This window comes from Metabacillus sp. 113a (genome assembly GCF_050107635.1).
GTDB lineage: Bacteria > Bacillota > Bacilli > Bacillales > Bacillaceae > Metabacillus_B.
In genome coordinates, this window is sequence record NZ_JBNILJ010000010.1 from 78,713 (window position 1) to 104,206 (window position 25,494).

A 25,494-nucleotide genomic window follows, 5' to 3' on the forward strand; every position below is an offset into this window, starting at 1 on the left:
ATGCCTTTTCAGCCTGGAGGCATTCTCTCTTTAGAATGGACTGTAACATACTCGTTTCCATCAATGTTTTATGTATTCTATTGATGATTATAGTCAAACCCTGCCCGCCTGTCAATCAGCTCTGAGCAGGCGAACTCCATGCTCCACCATAACCCGCAGCACCGCTGTAACCGGTACGGCAATGATCAGGCCGAATATCCCGGCCAGCTCCCCTCCTGCAGCCAGCGCAAGCATAATAACAATGGGATGCATATGAAGGCTTCTTCCCACTATAAGCGGGCTGATGACGTTCCCCTCAAGAAACTGCAGAACCAATATAATAATGACTACTGTAATTACCGTCTCTGTTGACATCGCGGCCGCCAGTATCAGCGCAGGAACCGCTCCAATCACCGGTCCAAAGTAGGGAATGATGTTAGTAACCGCAATAATTATCCCAAGCACAAGCGGATATTTGACCCCGAAAATCCAGAGTGAGAGAAAAGCAAGCAATCCGATAATCACACAGACGAAGAACTGGCCCCGGATATAGCTTCCCAGCGATTCATCCGCATCCCGGATCAGCTCCTTGCCCCTTCTCCTCCACTTTTTCGGAGTTAAATACCAAGCTGTTTTTTTTAAAAGGGTAAAATCCTTCAGCATATAAAAAACCAGAAACGGGATTAATGTCAGAATCACCGCATTATCAAATAATGAACGAATCGAAAATATAATCGTATCAATCATCCCGGAGAGCCATTGTTCCGCCTCTCCAAGCAGGTCCTCCACCCGGTGATGAAGCCCCACCGGCCAATGATCCGTCTGATCGCGAACCATTGCAAGCCACCCCTCATAAAGCCGCACCATCCGCGGAGCATTCGCCGACAGCTCCATCAGCTGATTGATCAGCAAAGGAACCCCACGGTAACACCCGTAAGCAATCGACCCGAAAAACAGGAGATAGATAATTAGAATCGAGAGCGTTCTCGGCAGTCCCGTCTCATGCAGCTTCTCCACAATCGGATGAAGCAGATATGTAATAAACGAAGCGATTAAAAACGGAATGAAAATAGCCTGGGCAATAATCCACACTGGATTCCAGACAACCTTCAGCTTCAAAAACAAATAAAGGGACAGAAGCGACAGGAGAACAATCCCCGCTCTGTACAGAATCCTTTTTTCCTTCATGGGGCATTCCTCCGGTTTTTAGTTTGGGAGGATGGCGGGGGGATTATTCACCAAGTTTATTTTCAAAGGCTATTCAGAGCCTGTACAAACTCGATTTATTGTTTCCTATCCTTTCAATACTCATGGAGTTCAGCATTTTACTGACAATTGAACGGGAGTCTATTTTCAAAAAATATCTTGCATCCTTATTTGTTACCGATTGGCTTATCAATAGTGAATAATCAGATAACGAATGAATGTATGCATTATTGGAAATCACTCCGCAATTATGGCATTTCCACCGGTTTCCATAAACCCTGTCAATGGGGAGTAAAAAACATTCAGGACAGTGAATACCCGGAATAATCTCAGCTTTGGAAATTTGATTCAGTTCGAGTATATTGACGTGGTTTTCTCTATGAGAGTTCAATATTTCCCGGGTTAGATTTACCATCTTATTTTCGGTTAGATATGGCTTAGTATACAGGGTTTCCAGATCAGTTATCTTTGAGGGAATAAAAGAACTATGAATCACTTTGCTATGCGGAATAGTATTGTCTGGAAGGGCTTGAAGAAGTGTTCGGGGATTGCTGATCACTACAAAGGATTTTACAGGTATACCGAAGTAATCTCTGCTTTTTAGCCAATTGGAGAATTGAGCTTGCTGGCGTGTTATTTGAGTCAATGGATCTGGAAAAGCTTCCTTTAAACCATTTTGGATTCTGATCAGCTGATTAAAATCTGTGTCAAAATACAGGGTACCTGCAATATTTTTGACCTCAAGGATAGCAATAAAATTTCGGGATACTAAAAGCACATCCATTTGAAAATAGTTACCCCGATCCTCTAATCTGACATCATAAAAAACTTGGTACAATGAGTCATTAATAAAACTTAGCGGGTGCTGCATATTCAACTCGCCTTTGTAACCGGCACTCCTCATTGCTAAACTTTGGGTTATAGAACTAACTTTCGGGTGATCAGGAGGAATTCGCCGTTTAAGTGCTTCCAGCTGCTTTAATATACGGGGATAAGTATGGGGTTTGATGATCATAATTCGTCTCCTTTCCTGAGGTATAATTCGACACAAATATGAGGCTACCTGCTAACTTTAAAATTATATATCGTCCGCTCTGATAGTATGAAGGTGTCGAATATGAGCAGATTTCTGTCGAATATGAGCAGATTTCTGTCGATTGCGATCCAGATATTGTCGAATGTAAGCGACATACTGTCGAATATAAGCCATACCTCAACTTTCACTAAAATTCGACACAAAAACCCCCGCCAAATAGGCGGGGGGTACATATGCAGCATTCAATCAGTCGAACATTCTTTTCATTGAACGCTGAAGGCTTTTTCTCATTCTGCGGGTATTCATGCGTTTTCTGTTGCCCATGGCATAGGTGGCAGCAGCGCCGAGTCCCATTGAAATTAATGAGGTCATGGTGCGGTTCATGTCGGTTTCCTCCTCTAATTTCGTCAGCTTACGGTTCGGTCGTGTTCGTCAAACAAATCGTCCAATGAGCTTAAGGTTCCATCTTCTTCAACCTGGTGGGTCAAAATCATTCCTTTGGAGACGGAAAGCTCGATAAAGCAGCCCCAGCAATAGTACTGGTTCACTCCTATTTTCCCCAGGTCCTTGCATTGGCAGTTCGGGCATTTCAGCATACCGGGCACACCTCACTCCTGTATCACATTCATGACGATGGCATCTTTGCTTATTGTGAGCTCTTCACTTAAAGGGTTCACTTTTTTGCGCCCCTCGGTTAAATCAGCAAAGAATCCGTCTGTCAGTTCGTATGCTACGATTGTGCCCAGTTGTTCTGAAAAATATACGTCCTCGAGGAGACCGAGCTGTACTCCGTTTTTAGAGTATACGGTTTTGTTCAGCAGATTTCCGTGTCCCTGGAACCGGTAATCCTCTTTTGCAGCGGCGAGCGGCTGCAGAAGTTCGGGATTGCCGACCATTACTCCATCCTCTCCGACTGACGAAATACAGGACAGAGGAATGAAGCGGTCTTTTTTGAACAGGCCTTTTCCATCCATCACCAGTCCGGAAACACGGCCGGCTGCACTGATGACGAGGTCCGTCACTTTGCCGATGCAGGCTGCGTTTCTTGCATCAAAAACCGGAAGTCCTTTTAATGTTCCGTATGTCCGCAAGATGATCTCCACCTTTCCGAACACTCTTAGGATTCTTCGGCTTGTCCCCGGTCATACGGCGTAACGTTTTCCATTCCGGTGCTGGCTTACAGGTTTGAACTTCCCCAGATGTGGTATTTAATAACAAAAAAGAGGACGTGAATTTATGGATGAACATAAAGATGTCGAGGTTAGAGAAAAAAGAAAGGACTCCAGTCTTGTTGCTTCCACATTTATCAAATACGCCGCATACTTAATCATTTTTTTCGGAGTCATTTGGTTTTTGATCAGCTATATTTTACCGATGTTCAATTAATTGAACAAAGCAAAAGCCGCCTGTTATCCAGCAGGCGGCTTTTTGCTTTGGATTCATTGAGCCGGAGGGTCTGGTCATCTTACATAAAATCAAAGGGTGTTGCATTCCCCATTCCGATATTCGCATCCTTAACATCAAATGGAAGAAGTTTCTGAAGATCATCTTCCTCCCCGGCTGACTTGTTCAGGCGCTGCCTCAGAGAGGTCTGTCGTTCCAGCTGATCCCTGTTTTCGATGCCGCGTTTAAAGGCTTCCTCTTCTCCGCACATGATTAGAAATTTCTTGCTTCTTGTTATCGCGGTGTAGATGAGGTTTCTCCTTAGCATTCTGTAATAGCTTTTCACAACAGGAAGAATGACGACGGGAAATTCACTTCCCTGTGATTTATGAATGGAGCAGCAGTATGCATGCGTGAACTGCGAAAAATCCGATCTTGTATAGGTGACTTCGTTTCCGTCAAATGAAACAACAATCATGTCTTCTTTTTCTGTATTTTCCTTTGCATAAAAAATCGATTCAATCTCACCCATATCACCGTTATAGACATGGCTTTCAGGCTGATTGACGAGCTGAAGGACTTTGTCTCCGATTCTATAGACGAGGTCTCCGAATTTCATTTCCCGTTTTGTGGAGGATGCAGGGTTAAAAATATCCTGGAGAAGAATATTCAGCTGGTCGATGCCTGCAGGACCTCTGTACATTGGCGCCAGCACCTGAATATCACGGGCGGAAAACCCCTTTTTCTTTGCATTCTCCACGACTTTCCGAACGACTTCCTTCACTTGGCCGGAGCCGCAGCGGATAAAAGAACGGTCTGCCGTTGGAGTCCTTAAATTGTCAGGAGCCCGGCCTTCTTTAATATGATGGGCAAGCTCGATGATGGAAGATCCTTCTGCCTGGCGGTAAATATCCGTCAGTCTCACCGTTGGCACTTCATTTGATGCGAGAAGGTCCCGGAGCACCTGGCCAGGTCCGACGGAGGGCAGCTGATCCTCATCTCCTACCATAACCACTTGAATTTGCTTGGGCAGGGATTTGAAAAGCTGATTGGCGAGCCAAATATCCACCATCGACATTTCATCGATAATCAGGAGCTTTCCTTCAATCGGATTGTCTTCATTGCGGTCAAAGCCTTCCGCTCCATTCCAGCCGAGCAGCCTGTGGATGGTGACAGCCGGCATCCCTGTCGATTCGCTCATTCTTTTAGCCGCCCGCCCTGTAGGCGCTACAAGAAGGATTGGGAATGGCTCATCTTTTTTATAATCACCTGGATCAAGAGAACAGCCGTGCAGATCTGAATAAAGCTCGACGATTCCTCGGATAACCGTTGTTTTTCCGGTCCCGGGCCCTCCTGTCAGCAAAAGCATCGGGGTCATTAAGGCCCGCTGTATGGCTTCCTTTTGGCTCGGAGCGTACGTAACCTTCATTCTTTCTTCTAGATTTCCGAGGGAAAGAAGAAATTCGGACTCTGGGAACAGTCCTTCATATTCGGTTTGGTCAAGAATCTGCTGAATATGCTCCGCTACTTTTTTTTCAGAGTAATAAAGAATGGGAAAATAAATCTTGCCTTCATCGGCAATGAGCTGCTTGCTTTCGGCGAGTGAAGCAATCTGCCTCGAGATTGCATCCGCCCCTACAGCGCCCTGATCGGAGCTGTTCAGCAGCTGCATCGTTTTATCGGCGAGCTGATCCTCCCGCAGGTATACATGGCCCTCTTGCGAACTGGATTGTTCGATTGTATAAAGGCAGGCTGCATTAATCCGCTCTGCATTGCTGCCAGAGATCCCAAGCTGCCGTGCCAGCTCATCAGCTTTGCCGAAACCAATGCCATCCACATCCTTTACAAGCTGAAAAGGATTTTCCTGTATTTTCTGAAGCGTTTCATCCTGATACTGCTGATAAATCTTCATGGAAAGCTGCGGTCCGAAGCCGAATTGCGACAAGGAGATCATGATTTGCTCAAGTCCCTGATGCTGCTTCAGCGTTTGCGCTAAAATATCAGCTTTCTCTTTATTGACTTTCGGAATGCTGTGCAGCACGGCGGGGTCCTGCATGATTTTTGAGATGGCAGATGTTCCAAGATTTCCCACGATGATTTCTGCGGTTTTTTTCCCGATCCCCTTAAATAAATCACTTGATAAATATTGGACAATGCCCTCTTCTGTATTCGGAATATCCTTTCGGAAATGCTCGGTTTGAAATTGCATTCCGAATTTCGGATGATGCTTGATCATCCCGTAAAATATGTAGGTTTCTTCCTCTGAAAGGAGGGGGAAATATCCGGTTACTGTGACGTCTTTTTCATCGATGTCCAAATTGGATTCAACTTGTCTTGCTTTCAAAACAGTATACAGGTTTTTTTCATTGTGGAATATGACGGCTTTAATGATTCCTTTTAAAAATGGTTTGTCCCCGCTATCTCCATTTCCCAATTCATCTATGGACATTTGCATCACGCATTCCTCCCCTCCCTGGCTCCTCTAAGCTTATCCCTGGGCCATTTCCTGCGGCCGGTGAACAGCCATGATTACCATTATTTTAACGCTTCTTCCATCAGCTTTTTGCCATTCAAAGCGAGAACGTGGTCAGGCTGGATACGAACCGCTTTCGCAAACATTTCATAGGCTTGCTGTGCTTTTTCTTCAAATGAAAACGCAACACCAAGGTTATAATAGGCATCGGCATGATTTGGATCGAGCTCTGTTGCTGTTTTAAATTCGTTCGCCGCCTGACTGAGCTCTCCCTGTGAAGCAAGGCACAATCCATATTGGAAGCGGGCATCGGCGTCCTGGCCGTTTAGCTCTACTGCTCTCATAAAGTATGGAAGCGCAAGTCTTTCCTTATTCAGCTGAACGAGAGAAATACCTGTCATAAAATAGGCGTCCGCTTCCTCTACGCCTTCAGTGATAGCCGATGTAAAAGCCTTGGCTGCCTTTTCATATTCTTCTTTTTCGTAGTAAACATTTCCTTTGCCGTATAGAGCGGTTCCTGACTTAGGGTCAAGCTCAATGGCTTTATTAAAAAAGCTTTCTGCTTTTTCAAATTCGCTGACTGAAGCAAGCAGATTTCCAAAATTCACATAGAAGACCGGATTGGCAGGATCCTCTTCGATCGCTTCTGTGAAGTGCCTGGCAGCCTGCTCAAGTTCGCCTTGTTTCATGGCTTGGATGCCTAATTGGTTGTTATCCATGTTCCATGCTCCTCTCTGTGTGCAACGTTCGCACCGTATCAACTGTTTCTGGAAATAGGCAAAGAGGACCGCCCGCCATTTGCCAGACCTTGATCATCAGCGGTTGCTGATTGGCTGAACATCTTTCGGAGCAGTCCTGCTGTGCATTTATCCTACGTACATTAATTTTTCGCTGTCTCTGAAAACTTCATCGATGGTCCCTCCGCCGAGGCAAGCCTCTCCATCGTAAAAAACGGCGGCCTGACCTGGTGTAACGGCTCTGATCGGTTCTTCAAACGTAATTTTTGCCGTTGTTTCAGTAAGCATAGTTACTGTTACTTTATGATCGCTTTGACGGTAGCGGAATTTAGCTGTGCACTGGAAATCTCCTTCAGGTGCGTTGCCTGCCCCCCAGCTGATGTCTGTTGCGATAATGGAATCGGAATAGAGAAGATCATTGTGAAAGCCCTGATCGACAAACAGAATATTTCGTTTTAAGTCCTTGCCGATAACGAACCACGGCTCACCGCTTCCGCCGATTCCAAGCCCATGTCTTTGACCGATCGTATAATACATCAGCCCGTCGTGCCGGCCCATTTTTGCGCCGGACAGGGTTTGCATTTCTCCTGGCTGTGCAGGGAGGTAGCCGCTAAGAAATTCTTTGAAATTGCGCTCTCCGATGAAGCAGATTCCGGTACTGTCTTTTTTGGAAGCTGTGGCAAGCCCTGCATTCTTCGCCATTTCCCTTACTTCGGATTTATCAATGCCGCCAAGCGGGAACATCACTTTTGAAAGCTGATCCTGGCCAAGCTGATTAAGGAAATAAGTTTGATCCTTGTTTTCGTCGACGCCTCTCAGCATTTTATAGATGCCGTCCCGCTTCTCCACTCTAGCATAGTGGCCTGTAGCGAGATAATCTGCCCCCAGGGACATGGCATGATCAAGAAAGGCTTTAAATTTAATTTCTTTATTGCACATGACGTCCGGATTCGGAGTCCTGCCCGCTTTATATTCATCCAGGAAGTAGGTAAATACCTTGTCCCAGTATTGTTTTTCAAAATTGACGGCATAGTACGGAATGCCGATTTGGTTGCAAACCTTAATGACATCGTTGTAGTCTTCGGTCGCCGTGCAGACGCCGTTTTCATCGGTGTCATCCCAGTTTTTCATAAAAATACCGATGACATCATATCCCTGCTCCTTCAGCATTAGCGCTGCGACAGAGGAATCGACGCCGCCGGACATCCCAACGACCACACGTGTATCCTTTGGTGCTTTTTCCATTTGAATTTCACCTCTTTTCTATGCTGTCAGTCGTTTTACAATAGCGGCTGTTTTTCGGGCTGCGGTTTCAACCTGTTCCACTGTATTGCCAAAACCAAAGCTGAAGCGGATGGATGAAGCCGGTCTGCCAGAGTCTTTCCCGAACATAGCTGTCAAAACGTGGGAAGGATCAATCGAGCCTGCTGTGCAAGCCGAACCGCTTGAGGCTGAAATACCTGCTAAATCCAGGTTAATCAGAAAGGATTCGACGTTCGTGCCCGGAAAATAGACATTCAGTATATGAGGAAGACTGTTTTCCGGGGAACCGTTCACTTCAAATAGAATCCCTTCATCACGAAATACGTCCAGCATTTTACGCTTCATGGCCAAATACTCTTCAGCCTTCTCGTTTCTTGTCTGCTCAGCTAATGCCGCTGCTTTGTGCAAGCCTGCTGCGCCTGCGGCGTTTTCAGTTCCGGCACGTCTTTTCAGCTCCTGCTCGCCTCCGAATACCTGCGGTTTCAGCTTGATTCCAGCTCTTACATAAAGAAACCCTATTCCTTTTGGCCCATTCAGCTTGTGGCCTGAAACAGACAGCAAATCCGCACTCATTTCTTTTACATCAAGCTTGAGCACTCCGAATGCCTGAACGGCATCCGTATGAAATAAAGCCTGGTGATTTTTCAGCCGTTCACCAATCTCGTTCACCGGCTGTATGGTTCCGGATTCATTGTTCCCATACATAACTGTTACAAGAATTGTGTCATCCGTAAGTGCCTGTTCAAAATCATGAAGTGAAATCATCCCCTCTTCGTTAACAGGGAGATAGGTTACACGAAATCCTTCTTTTTCAAGAAATTGGCATGTGTGAAGCACAGCGTGGTGCTCTACTGCTGTTGTAATAATATGATTCCCTTTTGAACGGTTTGCATATGCCGTTCCCAAAATTGCCATGTTATCGGCCTCTGTACCGCCGCTTGTAAAAATAATTTCATTCGCCTGAGCTCCCAAAATGGCTGCAAGATCTTCTCTTGCAGCGTCCAGAATCCTCCTGCTTTCCCTGCCATGGGCATGAATGCTGGATGGATTGCCGAAGGTTTCAGCCATAAAGGAAGTCATGGCATCTATAACAGCAGGATGCATGGGCGAGGTCGCAGCATGATCCAAATAAATTCGAGACATAAACTCACCTCTTTAAATATAAGCACCGCCTGCCTGAACGGCTGTACGGTCTAAACCGGTTTTCCGCCGGGCCGCAAAGTTCTGATCGGCAGGAAGCGGCCGCCTAAATATAAAACATATACGGTTCCTGTTCTCCATCCGTATAGCTTGCAAGATCATCAAGTGTTGTATTATCAAGGACATCTTTTACCGCATCACGGATCCGGATCCAAAGCTCCCGTTTGGCAGGCTCTTCATCTTCCAGCACTTCTACAGGACTGATTGGCCCTTCAAGGACACGGATGATATCACCGGATGTGATGTTCACGGGTTCATCTCCGAGCACATATCCCCCGTAAGCACCTCTGATGCTTTTAACGAGACCTGCATTTCGCAGAGGAGCAATCAGCTGCTCAAGGTAATGCTCGGATAGATCATTTGTCTGGGCAATGCTTTTTAAGGATGTCGGACCTTCTCCATGCTTCTTTGCTAATTCAATCATGATTGTCAGGCCATATCGGCCTTTTGTCGATATTTTCAATCAAAACACCCCTAACCCGGAATCGTATCAAAAGGACATCTGATAAAAACAAATATTCCTCACCTTTACACTCAAGATGTTTACCGGCCTCGCCAGCACACATTAATCTATTCGTCATGTGCACAGCTTAAACAGATCTCTGCTTTATGCACAATCTATATATCCATGAAAACCTATGCTATTATACCACATTTAGCAGGGGGTCCGCTTGAAAACCGCATGACTGATTGGAATATTATAATGAAATCAGGCGCTGAATGCAAAGAATCTGTATTTTAGCAAACAAATTAAAAACGTACTATAATGGGGAGCAGACATGCATGGATGGGGAGAGATTGAATTGAAGCCTCTTGCTTACAGAATGAGACCGAGAAAACTGGATGAAATCATCGGACAGGAACATTTGGCTGGAGAAGGCCAGATTATTTGGAGAATGGTCCATGCCGGCTACTTAAGCTCGATGATTTTATACGGCCCGCCCGGCATAGGGAAAACGTCAATCGCTGCTGCTATAGCCGGGAGCACCGGGACCGCATTCAGGACATTGAACGCGGTCATACACAATAAAAAAGATATGGAAATTGTTGCTGAGGAAGCCAAAATGTCCGGCAAGGTCATTTTAATCCTGGATGAAGTCCACCGCCTGGATAAAGCAAAACAGGATTTCCTCTTGCCGCACCTCGAAAATGGCCGGATTGTATTGATTGGAGCGACAACGAGCAATCCATATCATGCGATAAACCCTGCTATCCGCAGCAGATGCCAGATTTTTGAGCTGAAGCCGCTGGCGGAAGAAAAAATTAAGACCGCGCTTTTACGTGCGATTGAAGATGAAGAGCGGGGGTTCGGAACGAAATCCATCGAGGTTTCAAAGGAAGCGCTTGATCATTTAGCCGCAGGGAGCGGAGGTGATGTCCGCTCTTCGCTGAATGCGCTTGAGCTTGCCGTTTTGTCTACACCTGAAAATGAGAAAGGCATCATCCGGATTGAGTTAAAAACGGCAGAGCAATGCCTCCAGAAAAAAGCGTTTGCTCATGACAAGGATGGCGACGCCCATTATGACGTTCTCTCCGCTTTTCAAAAATCGATCCGCGGTTCTGATGTGAACGCGGCCCTCCATTATTTAGGCCGATTAATTGAAGCCGGTGATCTCGTCAGCATTGCGCGAAGACTGCTCGTCATTTCGTATGAGGATATCGGCCTTGCAAGTCCGCAGGCTGGAGCCAGGACGCTTGCAGCCATTGAAGCTGCCGAACGGCTCGGATTTCCGGAAGCAAGAATTCCGCTCGCCAATGCTGTCATCGAGTTGTGCCTATCGCCTAAATCCAACTCGGCTTATACGGCTCTTGACGCTGCACTTGCGGATATCAGATCAGGGAAATCCGGCGATGTTCCAGCGCACTTAAAGGACGCCCATTACAAGGGAGCCAGCAAGCTAGGGCGCGGAATAGGCTATCAATATCCGCACGATTTTGAAAACGCCTGGATTAGACAGCAGTACCTGCCCGATTCTCTAAAAAACAAAAGCTACTATTCACCGAAGACTACAGGTAAATTTGAACAGGCTCTAGCCCAGGTTTATAAGAAGCTGAATGGCCAGGATTCATAGCTTAACCGACTCTTCCAATAAAGTTTCTCAGCAGAAGATGAAAAATCGCACACAAAAAAAGACCGGGCTCCACCGGTCTTTTTTGTATAGGCCATTATGCCTGATTGGTCGGTCTTACAGTCACTTCGTTCACATTGACATGATCTGGCTGCGAAAGGGCATAGTATACCGCTTCTGCTATATCCTCAGCGTTCAGAGGCTTCACATCTTCCATCATATCCTTGAATAGGCTGTGAACATCCTCATCGGTAATATGGTTAGTCAACTCTGTCTGAACGGCTCCCGGAGAAATGTTGGTTACTTTTATAGGCGTATTAGCCAATTCCTTCTCCATCCCCATCGAAATCGCACGGACTGCATATTTGGTTGCACTGTATACGGAAGAAGATGGGAACACTTCATGGCCGGCTACAGATGATACGTTAATGACATGGCCCTCACCTGCTTCAAGCATACCCGGCAGTACAGAGTGGATTCCGAATAGAACTCCCTTTATATTCACATCAACCATTTGCTCCCATTGATCGACATGATCATTTTTAAGGAAGGACAGCAGCATAATTCCGGCATTATTAATGAGAATGTCTACTTTTCCGAATGTCTCCCTTGTCTGATTGGCAAGCTGCTCTACAGCTTCTTTGGACGTGACGTCTGTCGGAATCGTTAATACTTCAGCTGAATAGGAGCTTTTTAATTCATCCGCCAGTGCATTGATCCGGTCCTCTCGTCTTGCGGCCAGAACGATATTTGCTCCCTCAGAAGCCAGCTTTTTGGCAATCGCCTCTCCGATTCCGCTGCTTGCTCCTGTGATGATCGCTGTTTTTCCCTGAATTGAAGTCATTTTATCTCTCCTTTTAATATCGTGACTTCTTATCTATACCCTTTTTGTTAAAGGTTAAAAATCCACGGGAACATCGAACCACAGGCTGGGCATCGCAGGAATTTTCCGCCGGATAGCTTTTTTCATATTCCTTGCAGCTAAATAAAGCAGCCTTAAAGGCTGCTCAGTCATTTACACGATGAATTTTAATGTCCTTAAGGAGCTTCATGATGACATGTCCTCCCATAATCAGCCCTGCCACTGAAGGGACCCAGGCATTGGAGGAAGGCGGCATTTTTGCTTTTCGGATGGGTGCATCCTCTTTTCCGACCACCTTGCGCACGTCTTCGCGGATCACGATCGGGCTTTCATCTGAAAATACGACCTCTATCCCTTTATGGATCCGCTCTTTTCTCAGCCTCGTACGAATAACTTTAGCAATGGGATCCGTATGGGTTTTGGAGATATCCGTCACTTTGAACCGTGTCGGATCCGTTTTGTTGGCAGCTCCCATACTGGAGATAATCGGAATGCCGCGTTTCAGACACTCTTTCATCAAGTGGATTTTATAAGAAATGGTGTCCGACGCATCAATCACGTAGTCAAGCCCATAGCTGAAAAATTCCTCATAAGTTTCTTCTGTATAAAACATTTTCAGTGAGATGACCTCACACTCCGGATTGATTTCTTTAACCCGGTCTCTCATTAAATCGGCTTTCGGCTGGCCGACCGTAGAGACAAGAGCATGGATTTGACGGTTGACGTTTGTAATATCCACATCATCTTTGTCTACAAGTATTAACCGGCCGACTCCGGAACGGGCCAGAGCTTCCGCAGAAAAGGAACCGACTCCCCCGATTCCGAGCACGGCAACCGTACTGTTTTTTAATAATTCAAGGCCGTCTTTTCCAATGGCCAGTTCGTTGCGGGAAAATTGGTGCAGCACATTTACTCACTCCAATAAAAGGATAATCTTTTCATTAAAAACTGCATGAGCAAGCTTTGCCCATGCAGATATCGTTTATGGCCAAATGGGCTTAGTCCCAATCGTGCCGTCGAATTTCATCCTTTGTTTTGAACCCGCTCTCAGCAGGTGGGTGCCCTGTTCTGGAAAATTCGCAAGTCCTTATAAAGGCGTTTACTCATTCCAAAAACGCGGGCTCCCAATCAAAAAAATGTTCGGTCAAAACTCAAGGTTTACAACGTACACATCAGGACTTGGCCCCGTCTTTTTAAAAATTATACTATACCGGATTTTTCTAATCAAGGGGAATCCGGCCGATCCTCATTCACGTTACTTTGACTTTCTCGCAATATGCAATTCATCCAGCTGGGCATCACTGGCTTCACCAGGTGCATCGGTCATCAGGCAGCTTGCACTGGCTGTTTTAGGAAACGCAATCGTGTCACGAAGGTTGCTTCTTCCGGCCAGCAGCATGACAAGCCTGTCAAGACCGAGCGCAATTCCGCCATGCGGAGGAACTCCGTACTCAAAAGCCTCGAGAAGGAAACCGAATTGATCCTCCGTTTGCTCCTTGGACATTCCAAGCAGTGCAAACATTTTTTCCTGAATCTCTTTTTCAAAAATACGAATGGACCCTCCCCCCAGTTCATATCCATTGAGAACCAGGTCATAGGCTTGAGCTTTCATGCCGGCGGGATCGCTCTCAAATTTATCCAAGTGGTCACTGGACGGCATCGTAAATGGATGATGGGCTGCATAATAACGGTTTTCTTTTTCGTCGAATTCAAGCAGCGGCCAATCTACCACCCATAGGAAGTTGAACGTGCTTTCGTCAATCAGGCCAAGCTCTTTGCCGAGTTTCAGGCGGAGAGCTCCCAGTGAATCGGCCGTTATTGATTTTTTATCCGCTACAAAAAGGAGAAGGTCTCCAAGCTTTGATTTGAGAGATGCAGTCAGGCTATTCTGTTCTTCTTCGGAAAAGAACTTGGCAATGGGACCTTTCAATCCGTCTTCTTCATGCTTCAGCCAGGCAAGCCCTTTGGCGCCGTAAGGCTTTACAAACTCAGTCAGCGCATCAATATCTTTTCTGGAATAGGTAGAGGCTCCGCCTTTTACACAAATGGCCTTGACTTCTCCTCCGGACTCAACCGTACTGCTGAATACCTTAAATCTGCTGGAGGCAGCGAGCTCTGAAATGTCTGCAAGCTCCATGCCGAACCGGGTATCCGGTTTATCCGAACCATAGCGGGACATCGCTTCATCATAGCTCATGCGCGGGAGGGGAAGCTGGATATCCACACCCTTGACTGTTTTCATTACATAAAACATCATGTTCTCGGCCATCTCAATGATCTGGTCCTGGCTCATAAATGAAGTCTCAATGTCGATTTGAGTGAATTCAGGCTGGCGGTCTGCCCTTAAATCTTCATCACGGAAGCAGCGGGCAATTTGATAATATTTATCAAATCCTGAAACCATGAGCAGCTGCTTAAACAGCTGAGGAGACTGAGGCAAAGCATAGAATTCGCCTTCGTGCACCCGGCTCGGAACGAGATAATCCCTGGCTCCTTCAGGAGTGCTTTTCGTTAATACCGGTGTTTCAACGTCAAGAAACCCATCCTGGTCCAGGAATGTACGAATTGCCTTGGTCACATCATGCCGCATCTTAATTGTGTTGTATAAAGCCGGCCGTCTTAAGTCCAGGTAGCGGTATTTCAGGCGTACGTCCTCTGAAACTTCCTCTGATTTGTCATCAATCATAAACGGAGGAGTTTTCGATGCATTCAGGATCGCTACAGATGAAGCATGAATTTCAATGCTCCCCGTTTTCAGGTTGGGGTTGATTGTTCCTTCCTCTCTTTTGGAAACCACCCCTTCTATATCAAGGACAAACTCACTGCGCACATCATTCGCCGTTTCCCACGCTTTCTTCGCATCTTCCGGATTCACAACGACCTGGACAATTCCTGTCCGGTCACGAAGGTCGATAAAGATAAGCCCGCCAAGGTCGCGTCTTTTTTGCACCCATCCCTTTAATATCACTTTCTCTCCAATAGCTTCCGGAGTCACTTCTCCGCAGTAGTAAGACCTACCAAACATGTTTATCTCTCCTAACTTTCATTTAAGATCGCTTTGACTGAATTACCGAGGCGAGTTCGGATATCGGAACTTCCTGCTGTTCGCCTGATTCCATATCTTTCAGCGTAATGGCCTCCCGGTCCAGCTCGTCATCGCCAAGAACGGCTACAAAACGTGCCTTAAGCCGGTCTGCGGATTTGAATTGGCCTTTCAGTTTTTTATCTTCATAATCCCTCTCCGAAGATAATCCCGCTTTTCTAAGATCATTCAGGATGGATACGGAGCGGTCTTTTGCTTTTTCTCCCATATATGCGACAAAGCAGTCGATCGAAGCCTCTGCGGGAAGCTCGGCTTTCTCTGCATCAATTGCCGCCAGGAACCGTTCGAGGCTCATCGCGAATCCGATTCCGGACATTTCCGGTCCTCCCATTTCTTTGACAAGACCGCTGTAGCGGCCGCCGCCTGCAAGGGTGGTAATGGCGCCAAAGCCTTCTGCATTGCTCATAATTTCAAAGGCGGTGTGGTTATAATAGTCAAGTCCGCGGACGAGATTTTTATCGACTGTGTAGCTGATGCCGAGCTCGTCCAAATAGAATTTTACTTTTTCAAAATAGGCTGCCGATTCCTCATTCAAAAATTCCAGAATCGAAGGGGCGGATTGAATCAGTTCATGCCCGCGGTCTTTTTTGCAATCAAGGATCCGGAGCGGATTTTGAGAAAGCCGATTCTGACAGTCAGAACAAAATTCATCGATGCGCGGATTAAAATGGGCCACTAACGCTTCTTTGTGCTTTGTCCTGCTCTCGAGGTCGCCAAGACTGTTAATGACAAGGGATAAATTCTTTAGCCCCGCCTTTTGGTAGACGCTCATTGCCAGAGAAATAACCTCTGCGTCGATAGCCGGGTCCACGCTTCCAATTGCTTCAATTCCGAATTGGACAAACTGGCGGTATCTTCCGGCCTGAGGTCTTTCATACCGGAACATCGGTCCAATGTAATAAAGCTTAACGGGCTGCTGGGGTGCAGCGTGCATTTTGTTTTCAACAAAGGATCTTACCGCAGAAGCGGTTCCTTCCGGACGGAGTGTCATGCTCCTTCCTTTCCTGTCTTCAAAGCTGTACATCTCTTTTTGAACAATATCAGTGGATTCCCCAACGCTTCTCAGGAAAAGCTCGGTGTGTTCAAAAATGGGGGTCCTGATTTCTTTGTATTGATACATGCTGCAGACTTCTCTTGCTGTATTTTCAATGAATTGCCACCGTTCTGACTCTCCCGGCAGTATATCCTGGGTTCCTCTTGGAACTTGAAAAGCCATTTTCATCACTCCTGTCATTATAATCCGGGTTTAAAAAACCCGTATAAAGCATTTTTTTGGTGTAGACCGATTCCTTTCTTTTGCTGAAAATAAAAAAAACTCCCATCCCTGCAAAAATCGCAGGGACGAGAGTTTATACCCGTGGTTCCACCCTAGTTGAAGCAAAAAAACCGCTTCCGCTCAAACCGTTAACGCCGGCTGCGTCCTATTCCTACTAAGCGGGATGCTTTTCAGATAGAAACCTGAGAAGTGTTCGTTCATTGGATCATCATGGGGAAATGCTTTCAGCCTGGGCATTTCTTCTCTTTCCATGTGTACTTCCAGTTACTTTTCTTCCTCGCTGGTTAAAAATTATGTAAAAGATCTTGTTCGAATTTTATCTTATCATACGCACCTGCAGATGTCATGTCAAGATTGATGTAAATATTTTTTCAGGCTTTTAACATCTTTTTGAGCAAGACCAAATTCCGAAGCCATCTCTGGAGAAGCAGAATCCTGTTCGGTTTTAGAAAGGACGTGCAGATCCGCTGCGAACAGATTTCCCGGATGCTGGTGGGCCAATCTGCCTTTTTCACTGTACCTCATAAAGACTCCCCCTTTCATATGATTCATTTTATCTTGCCCATTTTGACGAAAAAATATTTCAAATGAATCAAGGAATTGCCGATATAAAAAGAGAATTAGGATTTATAAAGGGGGTTCTTATGTTTAAAAAAGCTGCAAGTCTGATTTTATGCATGGTTTTGCTTTTCTCCATGATTCCTGCCAATCCTGATAATGCAGAAGCTGCATCAAAGGAAACCGCTAAGATATTGAACGATACTCTTAATATCCGCAAGGGTCCCGGATTGAGCTATGGGATTGAAGCCATTGCAAAAAAGAACGAAACGTATCCTGTATTAGAGAGAAAGAAAGAATGGGTTAAGCTTTCTCTGCCCGGAAACCGGACAGGGTGGGCTGCAAGCTGGCTCGTCCAGATCCAGTCCTCCTCAAAAACCAAAATGGTCTCGACAAAGTCCAGTGATTTGCGGATCCGCAAGGGCCCTGGTACAGGGTATTCCGTTGTTGGAACATTTCCTGCAGGCAAACAGGCTGCCGTGCTAAAAACAGAAGGAGACTGGACGAATATTTCATACGATGGTGTGAAGGGCTGGATCTCCACCCGATACATTGAGGCGTCTTCCGGCAGCTCTGCTGAAAAAACACAGCCTGCTTCAGGTCCAACAGGTTACATAACGGCCGCCTCCCTGAATGTCCGCTCTGCACCGAATCCGGCTGCCTCTATGCTCGGTTCGGTCAAAAAAGGAACTCCGGTTACCATTTTAAAGACTGAGGGTTCGTGGCACCGGATTTCATACAGCGGAAAAACGGGCTGGGTCAGCAAGGAGTATGTAAAAAGCTCAGTGTCTGAAAACAAAGCTGAAACGAGCGGAACCGTTACTGCTTCATCATTGAATGTAAGAAGTGCTCCTTCCTTGAACGGACGTCTTTCCGGAAAAGTGATGAAAAACGAGAAGGTTCAAATTCTCGAAGAAAAAAGCAGCTGGTCCAGAATCCGTTATAACGGCAGCCAGACAGGCTGGGTCTCCAGTCTGTATCTGAAAAAACAAGGAGAGTCCTCCGGCAAGGAAGCAGCTGGGAAAACAAGCGGATCCATCCGATTAACGGCAAACGGAACAAACATCCGTTCAAACCCGTCTGTTAACAGCCAAATTCTTGCGAGAGGAACAGCAGGCCAGACATTTAAAGTACTTGGCGTTCAAAACGACTGGTATAAAATCTCCCTTTCCGGCGGAAAAACCGGATATGTGGCAGGATGGCTTGCCGAAGATACAACGTATGGCAAAATGATCAGCACCCCCGGGCAGCAGGCAGCTCTAAAAGGGAAAACCATCGTGGTGGATCCCGGACACGGAGGTATTGACGGAGGGGCGAAAGGGGCAGGAGGAACGCTTGAGAAGCACCTCACCCTTAAATCGGCTAACACGCTTAAAGGCAGGCTTCAAGCCGAGGGTGCAAATGTCATTTTAACGAGAAGCTCGGACTTATACATCAGTTTAAGCTCAAGGGTAACTACGGCGCGTGTTAAAGCAGCCGACGCTTTTCTTAGCCTTCATTATGACAGCAATCTGAATAAAACGGTCAAAGGGATGACGTTCTTTTATTATCATTCATCAGGCCAAAAACTAGCCTCCTCTTTGCAAAATGAATTAATTCGCAAAACGGGACTTAAAGATCGGGGCGTAAAATTCGGGGATTTCCATGTTCTCCGCAACAATAACCGTCCGGCTGCTTTAATCGAACTCGGATTTTTAAGCAGTGCTTCAGAGGAAATGAATGTGAACTCCAGCTCCTTCCAGCAAAACGCGGCAACCGGCATTACGGAAGGACTAAAGAATTATTTTAAATAACTAAGCGCGTAAAAAAACCGCACGGATTAATTCCGTGCGGTTTTTGTTGACTGCTTTCCAGGTTCCTATTGGTCCGGACTGTCCACTGTAAGAGTAACCGGGCCGTCATTTACAAGCGAGACGTCCATCATGGCACCGAATGAACCGGTCTCCACTGTGAGTCCCAGCTTCCGGAGCTCTTCATTGAACCGTTCATACAGCGGTTCCGCTCTGTCAGGCTTGGCTGCTGCCATGAAGTTCGGCCTTCTTCCCTTACGGCAGTCTCCATAAAGGGTAAACTGGGATACTGAGAGAACCTCTCCTTTTACATCAAGAATGGAGTGATTCATTTTCCCTGTTAAATCTTCAAAAATACGAAGATTGGCCAGTTTGTCAGAAAGATATCTGGCATCCGCTTCGTTATCTTCATGAGTAATGCCGACGAGCACCAGTATCCCCTTGCCGATTTTGCCTACTGATTTCCCGTCCACCGTTACCTCTGCTTTTTTCACACGCTGGAGAACCATCTTCATTAAAAGGAACCCTCACTTTAATTCATCAATCTTCTAACTGAATAAATATCTGAAATCTGCTTAATCCGTTCCACTACTTTATGAAGGTGGTTGATATTCGCAATAGATAGAGCCATATGGATCGTGGCAACTTTATTGCGGTCCGATCGTCCGGATACAGATGATATATTTGTTTTTGTTTCATTGACGGCCTGAAGCACTTCATTAAGAAGCCCTCTGCGGTCATACCCCATAATTTCTATTTCCACATTGTACTCTTTTTTCCCATCAGGCTGGTTTTCCCATTCTACCGGTATCAGCCTGTCCTTTGCATCATCAGCCTGAATGTTTGTACAATCAGCGCGGTGAACAGAGACTCCCCGCCCCTTTGTAATAAACCCGGCAATTTCGTCTCCGGGAACCGGATTGCAGCATTTTGAAAGTCTGATGAGAAGGTTATCTATGCCTTTTACTTTCACACCCGCGTCCCGTTTTTTAGGAGTCGGGTAATGCTTTGTTTCAGTGGATACTTCTTCAACGGCTTTTTCCTGTTCTTCTAGATCACGCTTTTTCCGCCACTTCTCAGTCAGTCTGTTTGCAACCTGCAGTGCTGTGATCCCATTGTAGCCGACCGCCGCAAACATATCTTCCTCATTGGCAAAGTTAAACTTCTCGTAAACGCGTCTAACATTGTCGGCCGCAAGAATTTCCTTAAGATCGAAATCCATATTTTTGATTTCTTTCTCGACCCATTCCTTGCCTTTTTCAACATTTTCTTCACGGCGCTGCTTTTTGAAAAATTGGCGGATCTTATTCTTCGCCTGGGACGTCTGGGCAAGCTTGAGCCAGTCCTGGCTCGGTCCATACGAATGCTTAGAAGTCAGAATCTCGATAATATCTCCTGTTTTCAGCTTATAATCAAGAGTCACCATTTTTCCGTTCACTTTGGCGCCGATCGTCTTATTGCCGATTTCAGAATGGATCCGGTAGGAAAAATCGATAGGCACGGATCCTGAAGGCAGCTCGATGACATCCCCCTTCGGCGTAAATACAAACACCATATCAGAAAACAGGTCAATTTTTAACGACTCCATAAATTCTTCAGCGTTGTTGGACTCGTTTTGGAACTCCAGGATTTCCCTGAACCACGTTAATTTCTTTTCAAGTGATGCGTGATCATCCAGTTCTTTTCCTTCTTTATACGCCCAGTGGGCAGCAATTCCGTATTCTGCAATGTGATGCATGTCCATCGTGCGAATCTGGACTTCCAGCGGATCTCCTTTAGGACCAATCACCGTTGTATGGAGAGACTGATACATATTGGGCTTAGGCATGGCAATATAATCCTTGAACCTGCCCGGCATCGGCTTCCAGCACGTGTGGATAATTCCAAGAACGGCATAGCAATCCTTTATGCTGCTGACAACAATGCGGACAGCAAGCAAGTCATAAATTTCGTTAAATTGCTTGTTTTGCAGCACCATTTTCTTATAAATGCTGTAAATGTGCTTAGGTCTGCCTGAAAACTCGGCTTGAATCTGCACTTCCTGGACGCTGTTCTTCACATCATTAATTACCTCTTCTAAATACTCTTCGCGCTCAGCCCGTTTCTTTTTCATTAAATTAACGATCCGGTAATATTGCTGAGGGTTTAAGTACCGAAGGGCGGTGTCTTCAAGCTCCCATTTGATCTTTGAAATCCCGAGCCTGTGGGCAAGAGGGGCAAAAATCTCAAGGGTTTCGTTTGAAATTCTCCGCTGCTTTTCCTGCGGCAGGTGTTTGAGGGTCCTCATATTATGGAGACGGTCTGCCAGTTTTATGAGGATGACCCGGATATCCTGGGCCATTGCGACAAACATTTTCCGATGGTTTTCGGCCTGCTGCTCTTCATGGGATTTATATTTTATTTTCCCAAGCTTTGTAACCCCGTCGACCAGCATCGCAACTTCGTCACTGAACGCCCGCCGGATATCGTCAAGAGTTACATCCGTATCTTCTACAACGTCATGCAGAAAACCGCCTGCTATTGTAGATGGATCCATGTCCAGATCCACTAAAATACCCGCCACTTGAATTGGATGGATTATATAAGGTTCACCGGATTTGCGATATTGCTCACTATGAGCTTCTTCTGCAAAATCGTATGCTCTCCGGATAAAATCTAAATTGTCGTCAGCCAAATACCGCTTAGCCCGATCTAACACCTGTTCAGCGGTCAGGACTTGTTCATTCGCCATGAAATCACCTTTTTGAAGAAAACTGTATTGTCCCTATTATCGTGAAAAAAAACCGTTCTGTAAAGGGATAGGGAAATAATTAAGACCCCTTCCTGCAAAGCCCGTTAAACAATCCAAATAAAGAAGGCTGCAATACAAGCAGTGGTCGCGCTTTCACCCAAAGTTAAAAAAGCAGAATTTCCCGTAAATTACTTTACAAAACGAACCAAAAAAAGAACCGGCAGCTCAGGCCGGTTCTTCCAGTCAGGATTAATATTGCATGAGCGTCAGGACTTCATAGCCGTCCAGCTTGTCCCGCCCATCCAGATAAGTCAGCTCAATCAGGAAGGCCATGCCGGCAACAACTCCGCCCAGCTCCTCAACAAGCTTAATCGTAGCTTCAATTGTACCGCCTGTCGCCAAAAGGTCATCTGTGATGAGCACTCTTTGACCAGGCTTGATGGCGTCCCTATGAATCGTCAGGACATCCTTGCCATACTCCAGACCATAATCGACCTTTACAACCTCACGCGGCAGCTTGCCTTCTTTTCGAACCGGGGCGAATCCAACTTCAAGAGCATAGGCAACCGGGCATCCAATGATAAATCCGCGGGCCTCTGGCCCGACAACCAAGTCGATTTGTTTTTCCCGGGCGAATTCAACGATTTGATCTGTGGCATATTTATAAACTTCGCCTTTATCCATCAGTGTCGTGATATCTTTGAAGCGAATTCCAGGTTTCGGATAGTCTTCAACGATCGTTACATATTGTTTTAAATCCATCTTTCGATTTTCCTCCTCAAACTTGAACAGGCGTCCGGGCACTCTTTATCCGCTCATCAAACCATTCCAGCAGCTCGCGGTAAGAGGAGTACAGCAGCCTGTTTTCCAGCTCCATTTGTTCTGTTTTCTGTTTATAGGCAATTGATTCACTTAAATCGCGTTTTGAACCGTTTCGATTAATTGAGATCAGACCATTTTTTATTGTAACAAAATCCAGCTCAAAAAACACCTCAGACATAAAATTGATTGTATCGGATGTCCAGCCTTTGTACTTCGCGAGCTCTGCCCCATGCTTTTTCAGGTCAAACATATCCCTTTTCAGCAAAAATCCATAAAACCATTTAAAGTGCTCCCTGGTTGGAATGGTCGAAAAAAAGTGGGTTTCGGTCTGCAGGAAAAAGGCATAAATTCTTTCAGGAACCCCTCTGGAAAGGAGCGCTGTGAGCATTTCAAGATCACTTGGCACATCCATAAATACAGCATACCTTCCTTCAAGACTGATCGAGGCAGCGGTTTTGGAATTCTTTATATAGATGTGTTCCCCAGTTATTTCTGCAGCGCTTATCTCACTGGCTGCTGGATCCCTAAAATAAATCAAGAGCTTCTTATCTGATGGTACCCTGTCCAAGATCGATTTGATCTGACGCGCACCGCGGTGGTCAAAAAGCTGCCAATCCTGCACGGCTGCATCCTGCAGCATAAACTGAGGCTTTCGGAAATTGTTCCATTCATTGACGGAGAGCTGACCCACTACAGCCACTTTTGAAACCGGGGATATCTCATCATGCAGATACCCAAATCCAAAACCGACACAATCAAGTTTGGTCATCTCCTGTTCAAGTGTCAGCTTAAGATGATTTTGGTTGGAACCAATTTTTCTCATTCCGGAAACGCTCAGGTCCTCAATCATAATCACAGGCTTGGGATTATTCATACCAAAAGGTGCAAGAAGGTTCATTTCCTCTATGGATTCAAGGGTTACATCCTCCAATTGGCACGATAAATCCACCTTGGTGAGCGGGATAAAATCTTCTTCTGTGAGCTGTTCTTTTGCAAGAGCATTAAGGCGTTCCCGTAGCTCATCCACGTCCTCTGCTGCAAGTGTCATCCCTGCTGCCATCGGATGGCCGCCAAAGTGCGGGAGCAGATCACGGCATTCAGACAGATTTTTAAACAAATCAAACCCCGCGATGCTCCGGGCGGAACCTTTTGCTTTTACTCCTTCTTCATCCAAACAGAGAATAATTGCAGGACGGTAAAATTTCTCTACAAGTTTGGACGCAACAATTCCGACCACTCCGGGATTCCAGCCGGTTCCGGCAAGAACCAGTACAGGATACTCTTCAGGAGGATATAATTTCTCTGTCATTTCAATGGCTTCCAGTGCTATATCCTGGACTATTTTTTGTCTCTCGCGATTCAGGCTGTCTATAGATAAAGCCAGTTCATCTGCCCTAACCGGATCGGATGTGCGCAGCAGCTCAACTGCCGGATCAGCAGATTGCAGGCGCCCGACAGCATTAATTCTTGGGGCAATCGCAAATCCGATTGTTTCTTCAGTAAGCTCTCCTTCTTTAGAAGAAGCAGCCTTTAACAACGCTTTAATGCCGGGACGTTTAGTCTTCTTCAGCCGGTCAATGCCTTTATAGGCAATCAGCCTGTTCTCTCCATGCAGCGATACCAGATCGGCGATTGTCCCAATAGCAGCCAGCTCCAAAAACGAATCTTGAACCGTGCTGAGCAATGCATGCGAAACCTTTAAAGCAACACCCACACCCGCAAGCTCCTTAAAAGGGTATATACTGCCGGGCAGCTTTGGATGGACAATTGCCAATGCTTCCGGAAGAACCGGGCCGGCTTCATGGTGATCAGTAATAATTAAATCTACATCGATTTCTTTTGCATAGGCAGCTTCATTAACGGCTGATATCCCTGTATCTACGGTTATAATCAGGGAAACTCCTGATTCCTTAAGCTTTAGAAACGCAGGGTTATTCGGACCATAGCCCTCCGTAAAGCGGTTCGGTATGTAAAAATCCGCATCCGCGCCAAGCTGTTTCAATGTCTCCAGCATGACCACGGTGGAAGTTACACCATCCGCATCATAATCACCGTACACACAAATTTTTTCCTTTTTAATTATTGCTTCATTTATCCGGTCAACGGTCATTTCCATTCCGTTCATCAAAAAAGGATCATGAAAGGATTGCCGGTCCATATATAAGAATGCTTTTGCCGATTCCGGTTCATCAATTCCCCGATTCACAAGCAGGGAAGCAGCCAGAATGCTGATGTTCAGACTTTCCGCAAGCACTTTTGACCTTTGGGCATCTGCGCCAGTAACGTTCCAGCGGGCTTTAGGTTTTAACATTTCTTCACCCCTCAATCATTCTATTATACTTTAGGGCGGATTCCGTTTCAAACGGCATAGGATTCAAAAAGCAGCACGTACTTATCGTTCTCTCGCTTTGCGCATTACCGGAATGCTGGCCGATCGGTGTATTTACAGTTCAAAAAAGCGTAAACGCTCCGGATAAGCGCAAGGAGGCCAATGCCTCACAGCGTAATGAAAAACCCAGCAGAATCATAGCTGCGCTGCGGCCAGCGGACATTCGCTCCGGCAGCGGGGAAGAAACTGCACGGATTTTGTCGAAAAGTCGATATATTGGCAAGGATGGTCGATATATTTACGTTTTGGTCGATATATTTACGTTTTGGTCGATATATTTACGTTTTGGTCGATATAATTGAGTTTCGGTCGATTTATATGAAGTTCGGTCGATATAATTGAAGTTCGATCGATATATACGAATTTCGGCCGATATAAAAAAACCAGGCAGATTTATATGAATTCCAACCGAAATGCGACAGCACCAAGTCGATTTATATGAAGTTCGGACGATTTAAATGAAGTTCAGCCGATTTCCGACAAAAACCCGGGTCAAGTCCATTTTTCTGTGTAAAAGTTCATTACAATGTTTTCAAGTTTATAAATTGGATAGGGTATTAATTTATAAAGGGAGAGAACTTAGTTCTCTTGCCCGTCATACATGTACTTTCGATCTC

Annotated in this window: 22 protein-coding genes, 1 other RNA gene and 2 other annotated features (1 of these 25 running past the window's edge); of the genes, 3 read left to right on the forward strand and 20 right to left on the reverse strand. The window is 45.8% G+C overall.

From position 1 onward, the window contains the following. Window positions 1-73, reverse strand: a binding site (T-box leader) (it extends 144 nt beyond the left edge of the window). A 38-nt stretch (window positions 74-111) separates the two neighbouring features. The 5 genes from ACQCVE_RS14170 to ACQCVE_RS14190 form a co-directional block, all read right to left on the reverse strand. After that, window positions 112-1,167, reverse strand: a complete 1,056-nt coding sequence (locus ACQCVE_RS14170) for an AI-2E family transporter (protein ID WP_426863193.1) — start codon at window positions 1,165-1,167, stop codon at window positions 112-114. Window positions 1,168-1,240: 73 nt separating this feature from the next. After that, complete coding sequence (locus tag ACQCVE_RS14175; RefSeq protein WP_426863194.1) at window positions 1,241-2,200, reverse strand: nuclease-related domain-containing protein; 960 nt, start codon at window positions 2,198-2,200, stop codon at window positions 1,241-1,243. Window positions 2,201-2,467: 267 nt separating this feature from the next. Then, complete coding sequence (locus tag ACQCVE_RS14180) at window positions 2,468-2,605, reverse strand: DUF3918 family protein (RefSeq protein ID WP_426846461.1); 138 nt, start codon at window positions 2,603-2,605, stop codon at window positions 2,468-2,470. A 23-nt stretch (window positions 2,606-2,628) separates the two neighbouring features. Further along, on the reverse strand, window positions 2,629-2,817 hold the full coding sequence (locus ACQCVE_RS14185) for a hypothetical protein (RefSeq protein ID WP_035405225.1): 189 nt from the start codon (window positions 2,815-2,817) through the stop codon (window positions 2,629-2,631). Between the two features lie 12 nt (window positions 2,818-2,829). Beyond that, on the reverse strand, window positions 2,830-3,312 hold the full coding sequence (locus tag ACQCVE_RS14190; RefSeq protein ID WP_426863195.1) for a PRC-barrel domain-containing protein: 483 nt from the start codon (window positions 3,310-3,312) through the stop codon (window positions 2,830-2,832). Between the two features lie 145 nt (window positions 3,313-3,457). On the opposite strand from ACQCVE_RS14190, the gene ACQCVE_RS14195 reads away from it, so the two are divergent. Then, entirely contained in the window at window positions 3,458-3,607 is a 150-nt protein-coding gene (locus ACQCVE_RS14195; RefSeq protein WP_426846457.1) for a hypothetical protein, read from the forward strand. Window positions 3,608-3,686: 79 nt separating this feature from the next. Here ACQCVE_RS14195 and recD2 read toward each other — a convergent pair whose 3' ends face one another. The 5 genes from recD2 to cymR form a co-directional block, all read right to left on the reverse strand. After that, window positions 3,687-6,059: an SF1B family DNA helicase RecD2 gene (gene recD2, locus ACQCVE_RS14200; protein WP_426863196.1), complete on the reverse strand. Its 2,373-nt coding sequence runs from the start codon at window positions 6,057-6,059 to the stop codon at window positions 3,687-3,689. Window positions 6,060-6,139: 80 nt separating this feature from the next. Continuing rightward, window positions 6,140-6,796: a tetratricopeptide repeat protein gene (locus ACQCVE_RS14205; protein ID WP_426863197.1), complete on the reverse strand. Its 657-nt coding sequence runs from the start codon at window positions 6,794-6,796 to the stop codon at window positions 6,140-6,142. A 147-nt stretch (window positions 6,797-6,943) separates the two neighbouring features. Continuing rightward, window positions 6,944-8,059 (reverse strand): tRNA 2-thiouridine(34) synthase MnmA, encoded by a 1,116-nt coding sequence (gene mnmA / locus ACQCVE_RS14210; RefSeq protein ID WP_426863198.1) that lies wholly within the window; start codon window positions 8,057-8,059, stop codon window positions 6,944-6,946. An 18-nt stretch (window positions 8,060-8,077) separates the two neighbouring features. Beyond that, a complete protein-coding gene (locus ACQCVE_RS14215; protein ID WP_426863199.1) occupies window positions 8,078-9,220 on the reverse strand; it encodes a cysteine desulfurase family protein in 1,143 nt (380 codons plus the stop codon). A 103-nt stretch (window positions 9,221-9,323) separates the two neighbouring features. Continuing rightward, window positions 9,324-9,740, reverse strand: coding sequence for a cysteine metabolism transcriptional regulator CymR (gene cymR / locus ACQCVE_RS14220; protein ID WP_426846447.1), 417 nt, complete (start codon window positions 9,738-9,740; stop codon window positions 9,324-9,326). A 340-nt stretch (window positions 9,741-10,080) separates the two neighbouring features. Between cymR and ACQCVE_RS14225 the strand changes: the two genes are divergently transcribed. Next, on the forward strand, window positions 10,081-11,349 hold the full coding sequence (locus tag ACQCVE_RS14225; RefSeq protein ID WP_426863209.1) for a replication-associated recombination protein A: 1,269 nt from the start codon (window positions 10,081-10,083) through the stop codon (window positions 11,347-11,349). A gap of 94 nt (window positions 11,350-11,443) precedes the next feature. Here ACQCVE_RS14225 and ACQCVE_RS14230 read toward each other — a convergent pair whose 3' ends face one another. The 6 genes from ACQCVE_RS14230 to ACQCVE_RS14255 all read right to left on the reverse strand — a co-directional run bounded on the left by ACQCVE_RS14230 (window position 11,444) and on the right by ACQCVE_RS14255 (window position 17,112). Then, window positions 11,444-12,190 carry an SDR family oxidoreductase gene (locus ACQCVE_RS14230; protein WP_426863200.1) on the reverse strand — a complete coding sequence of 249 codons (747 nt, stop codon included), beginning with the start codon at window positions 12,188-12,190 and terminating at the stop codon, window positions 11,444-11,446. 163 nt (window positions 12,191-12,353) lie between these two features. Further along, window positions 12,354-13,115: a tRNA threonylcarbamoyladenosine dehydratase gene (locus ACQCVE_RS14235; protein WP_426846443.1), complete on the reverse strand. Its 762-nt coding sequence runs from the start codon at window positions 13,113-13,115 to the stop codon at window positions 12,354-12,356. Between the two features lie 90 nt (window positions 13,116-13,205). Then, window positions 13,206-13,390, reverse strand: a non-coding RNA gene (gene ssrS / locus ACQCVE_RS14240) — 6S RNA. A gap of 73 nt (window positions 13,391-13,463) precedes the next feature. After that, the gene (aspS, locus tag ACQCVE_RS14245) at window positions 13,464-15,233 is read right to left on the reverse strand and encodes an aspartate--tRNA ligase (RefSeq protein WP_426863201.1); all 1,770 of its coding nucleotides are present in this window, start codon (window positions 15,231-15,233) and stop codon (window positions 13,464-13,466) included. A 22-nt stretch (window positions 15,234-15,255) separates the two neighbouring features. After that, window positions 15,256-16,527 (reverse strand): histidine--tRNA ligase, encoded by a 1,272-nt coding sequence (gene hisS, locus ACQCVE_RS14250; protein WP_426846439.1) that lies wholly within the window; start codon window positions 16,525-16,527, stop codon window positions 15,256-15,258. A 118-nt stretch (window positions 16,528-16,645) separates the two neighbouring features. After that, window positions 16,646-16,877: a binding site (T-box leader), on the reverse strand. Between the two features lie 58 nt (window positions 16,878-16,935). Continuing rightward, a complete protein-coding gene (locus tag ACQCVE_RS14255; RefSeq protein WP_426846437.1) occupies window positions 16,936-17,112 on the reverse strand; it encodes a hypothetical protein in 177 nt (58 codons plus the stop codon). 119 nt (window positions 17,113-17,231) lie between these two features. Between ACQCVE_RS14255 and ACQCVE_RS14260 the strand changes: the two genes are divergently transcribed. Continuing rightward, window positions 17,232-18,938 (forward strand): SH3 domain-containing protein, encoded by a 1,707-nt coding sequence (locus tag ACQCVE_RS14260; RefSeq protein WP_426863202.1) that lies wholly within the window; start codon window positions 17,232-17,234, stop codon window positions 18,936-18,938. A 65-nt stretch (window positions 18,939-19,003) separates the two neighbouring features. Here the strand turns inward: ACQCVE_RS14260 and dtd are convergent, their stop codons facing one another. The 4 genes from dtd to recJ all read right to left on the reverse strand — a co-directional run bounded on the left by dtd (window position 19,004) and on the right by recJ (window position 24,799). After that, window positions 19,004-19,450 carry a D-aminoacyl-tRNA deacylase gene (dtd, locus tag ACQCVE_RS14265; protein WP_426863203.1) on the reverse strand — a complete coding sequence of 149 codons (447 nt, stop codon included), beginning with the start codon at window positions 19,448-19,450 and terminating at the stop codon, window positions 19,004-19,006. Between the two features lie 17 nt (window positions 19,451-19,467). Further along, window positions 19,468-21,666 carry a RelA/SpoT family protein gene (locus tag ACQCVE_RS14270; protein WP_426863204.1) on the reverse strand — a complete coding sequence of 733 codons (2,199 nt, stop codon included), beginning with the start codon at window positions 21,664-21,666 and terminating at the stop codon, window positions 19,468-19,470. Between the two features lie 249 nt (window positions 21,667-21,915). After that, a complete protein-coding gene (locus ACQCVE_RS14275; RefSeq protein ID WP_426846429.1) occupies window positions 21,916-22,428 on the reverse strand; it encodes an adenine phosphoribosyltransferase in 513 nt (170 codons plus the stop codon). Between the two features lie 16 nt (window positions 22,429-22,444). Next, window positions 22,445-24,799 (reverse strand): single-stranded-DNA-specific exonuclease RecJ, encoded by a 2,355-nt coding sequence (recJ, locus tag ACQCVE_RS14280; protein ID WP_426863205.1) that lies wholly within the window; start codon window positions 24,797-24,799, stop codon window positions 22,445-22,447. Between the last annotated feature and the right edge of the window lie 695 nt (window positions 24,800-25,494).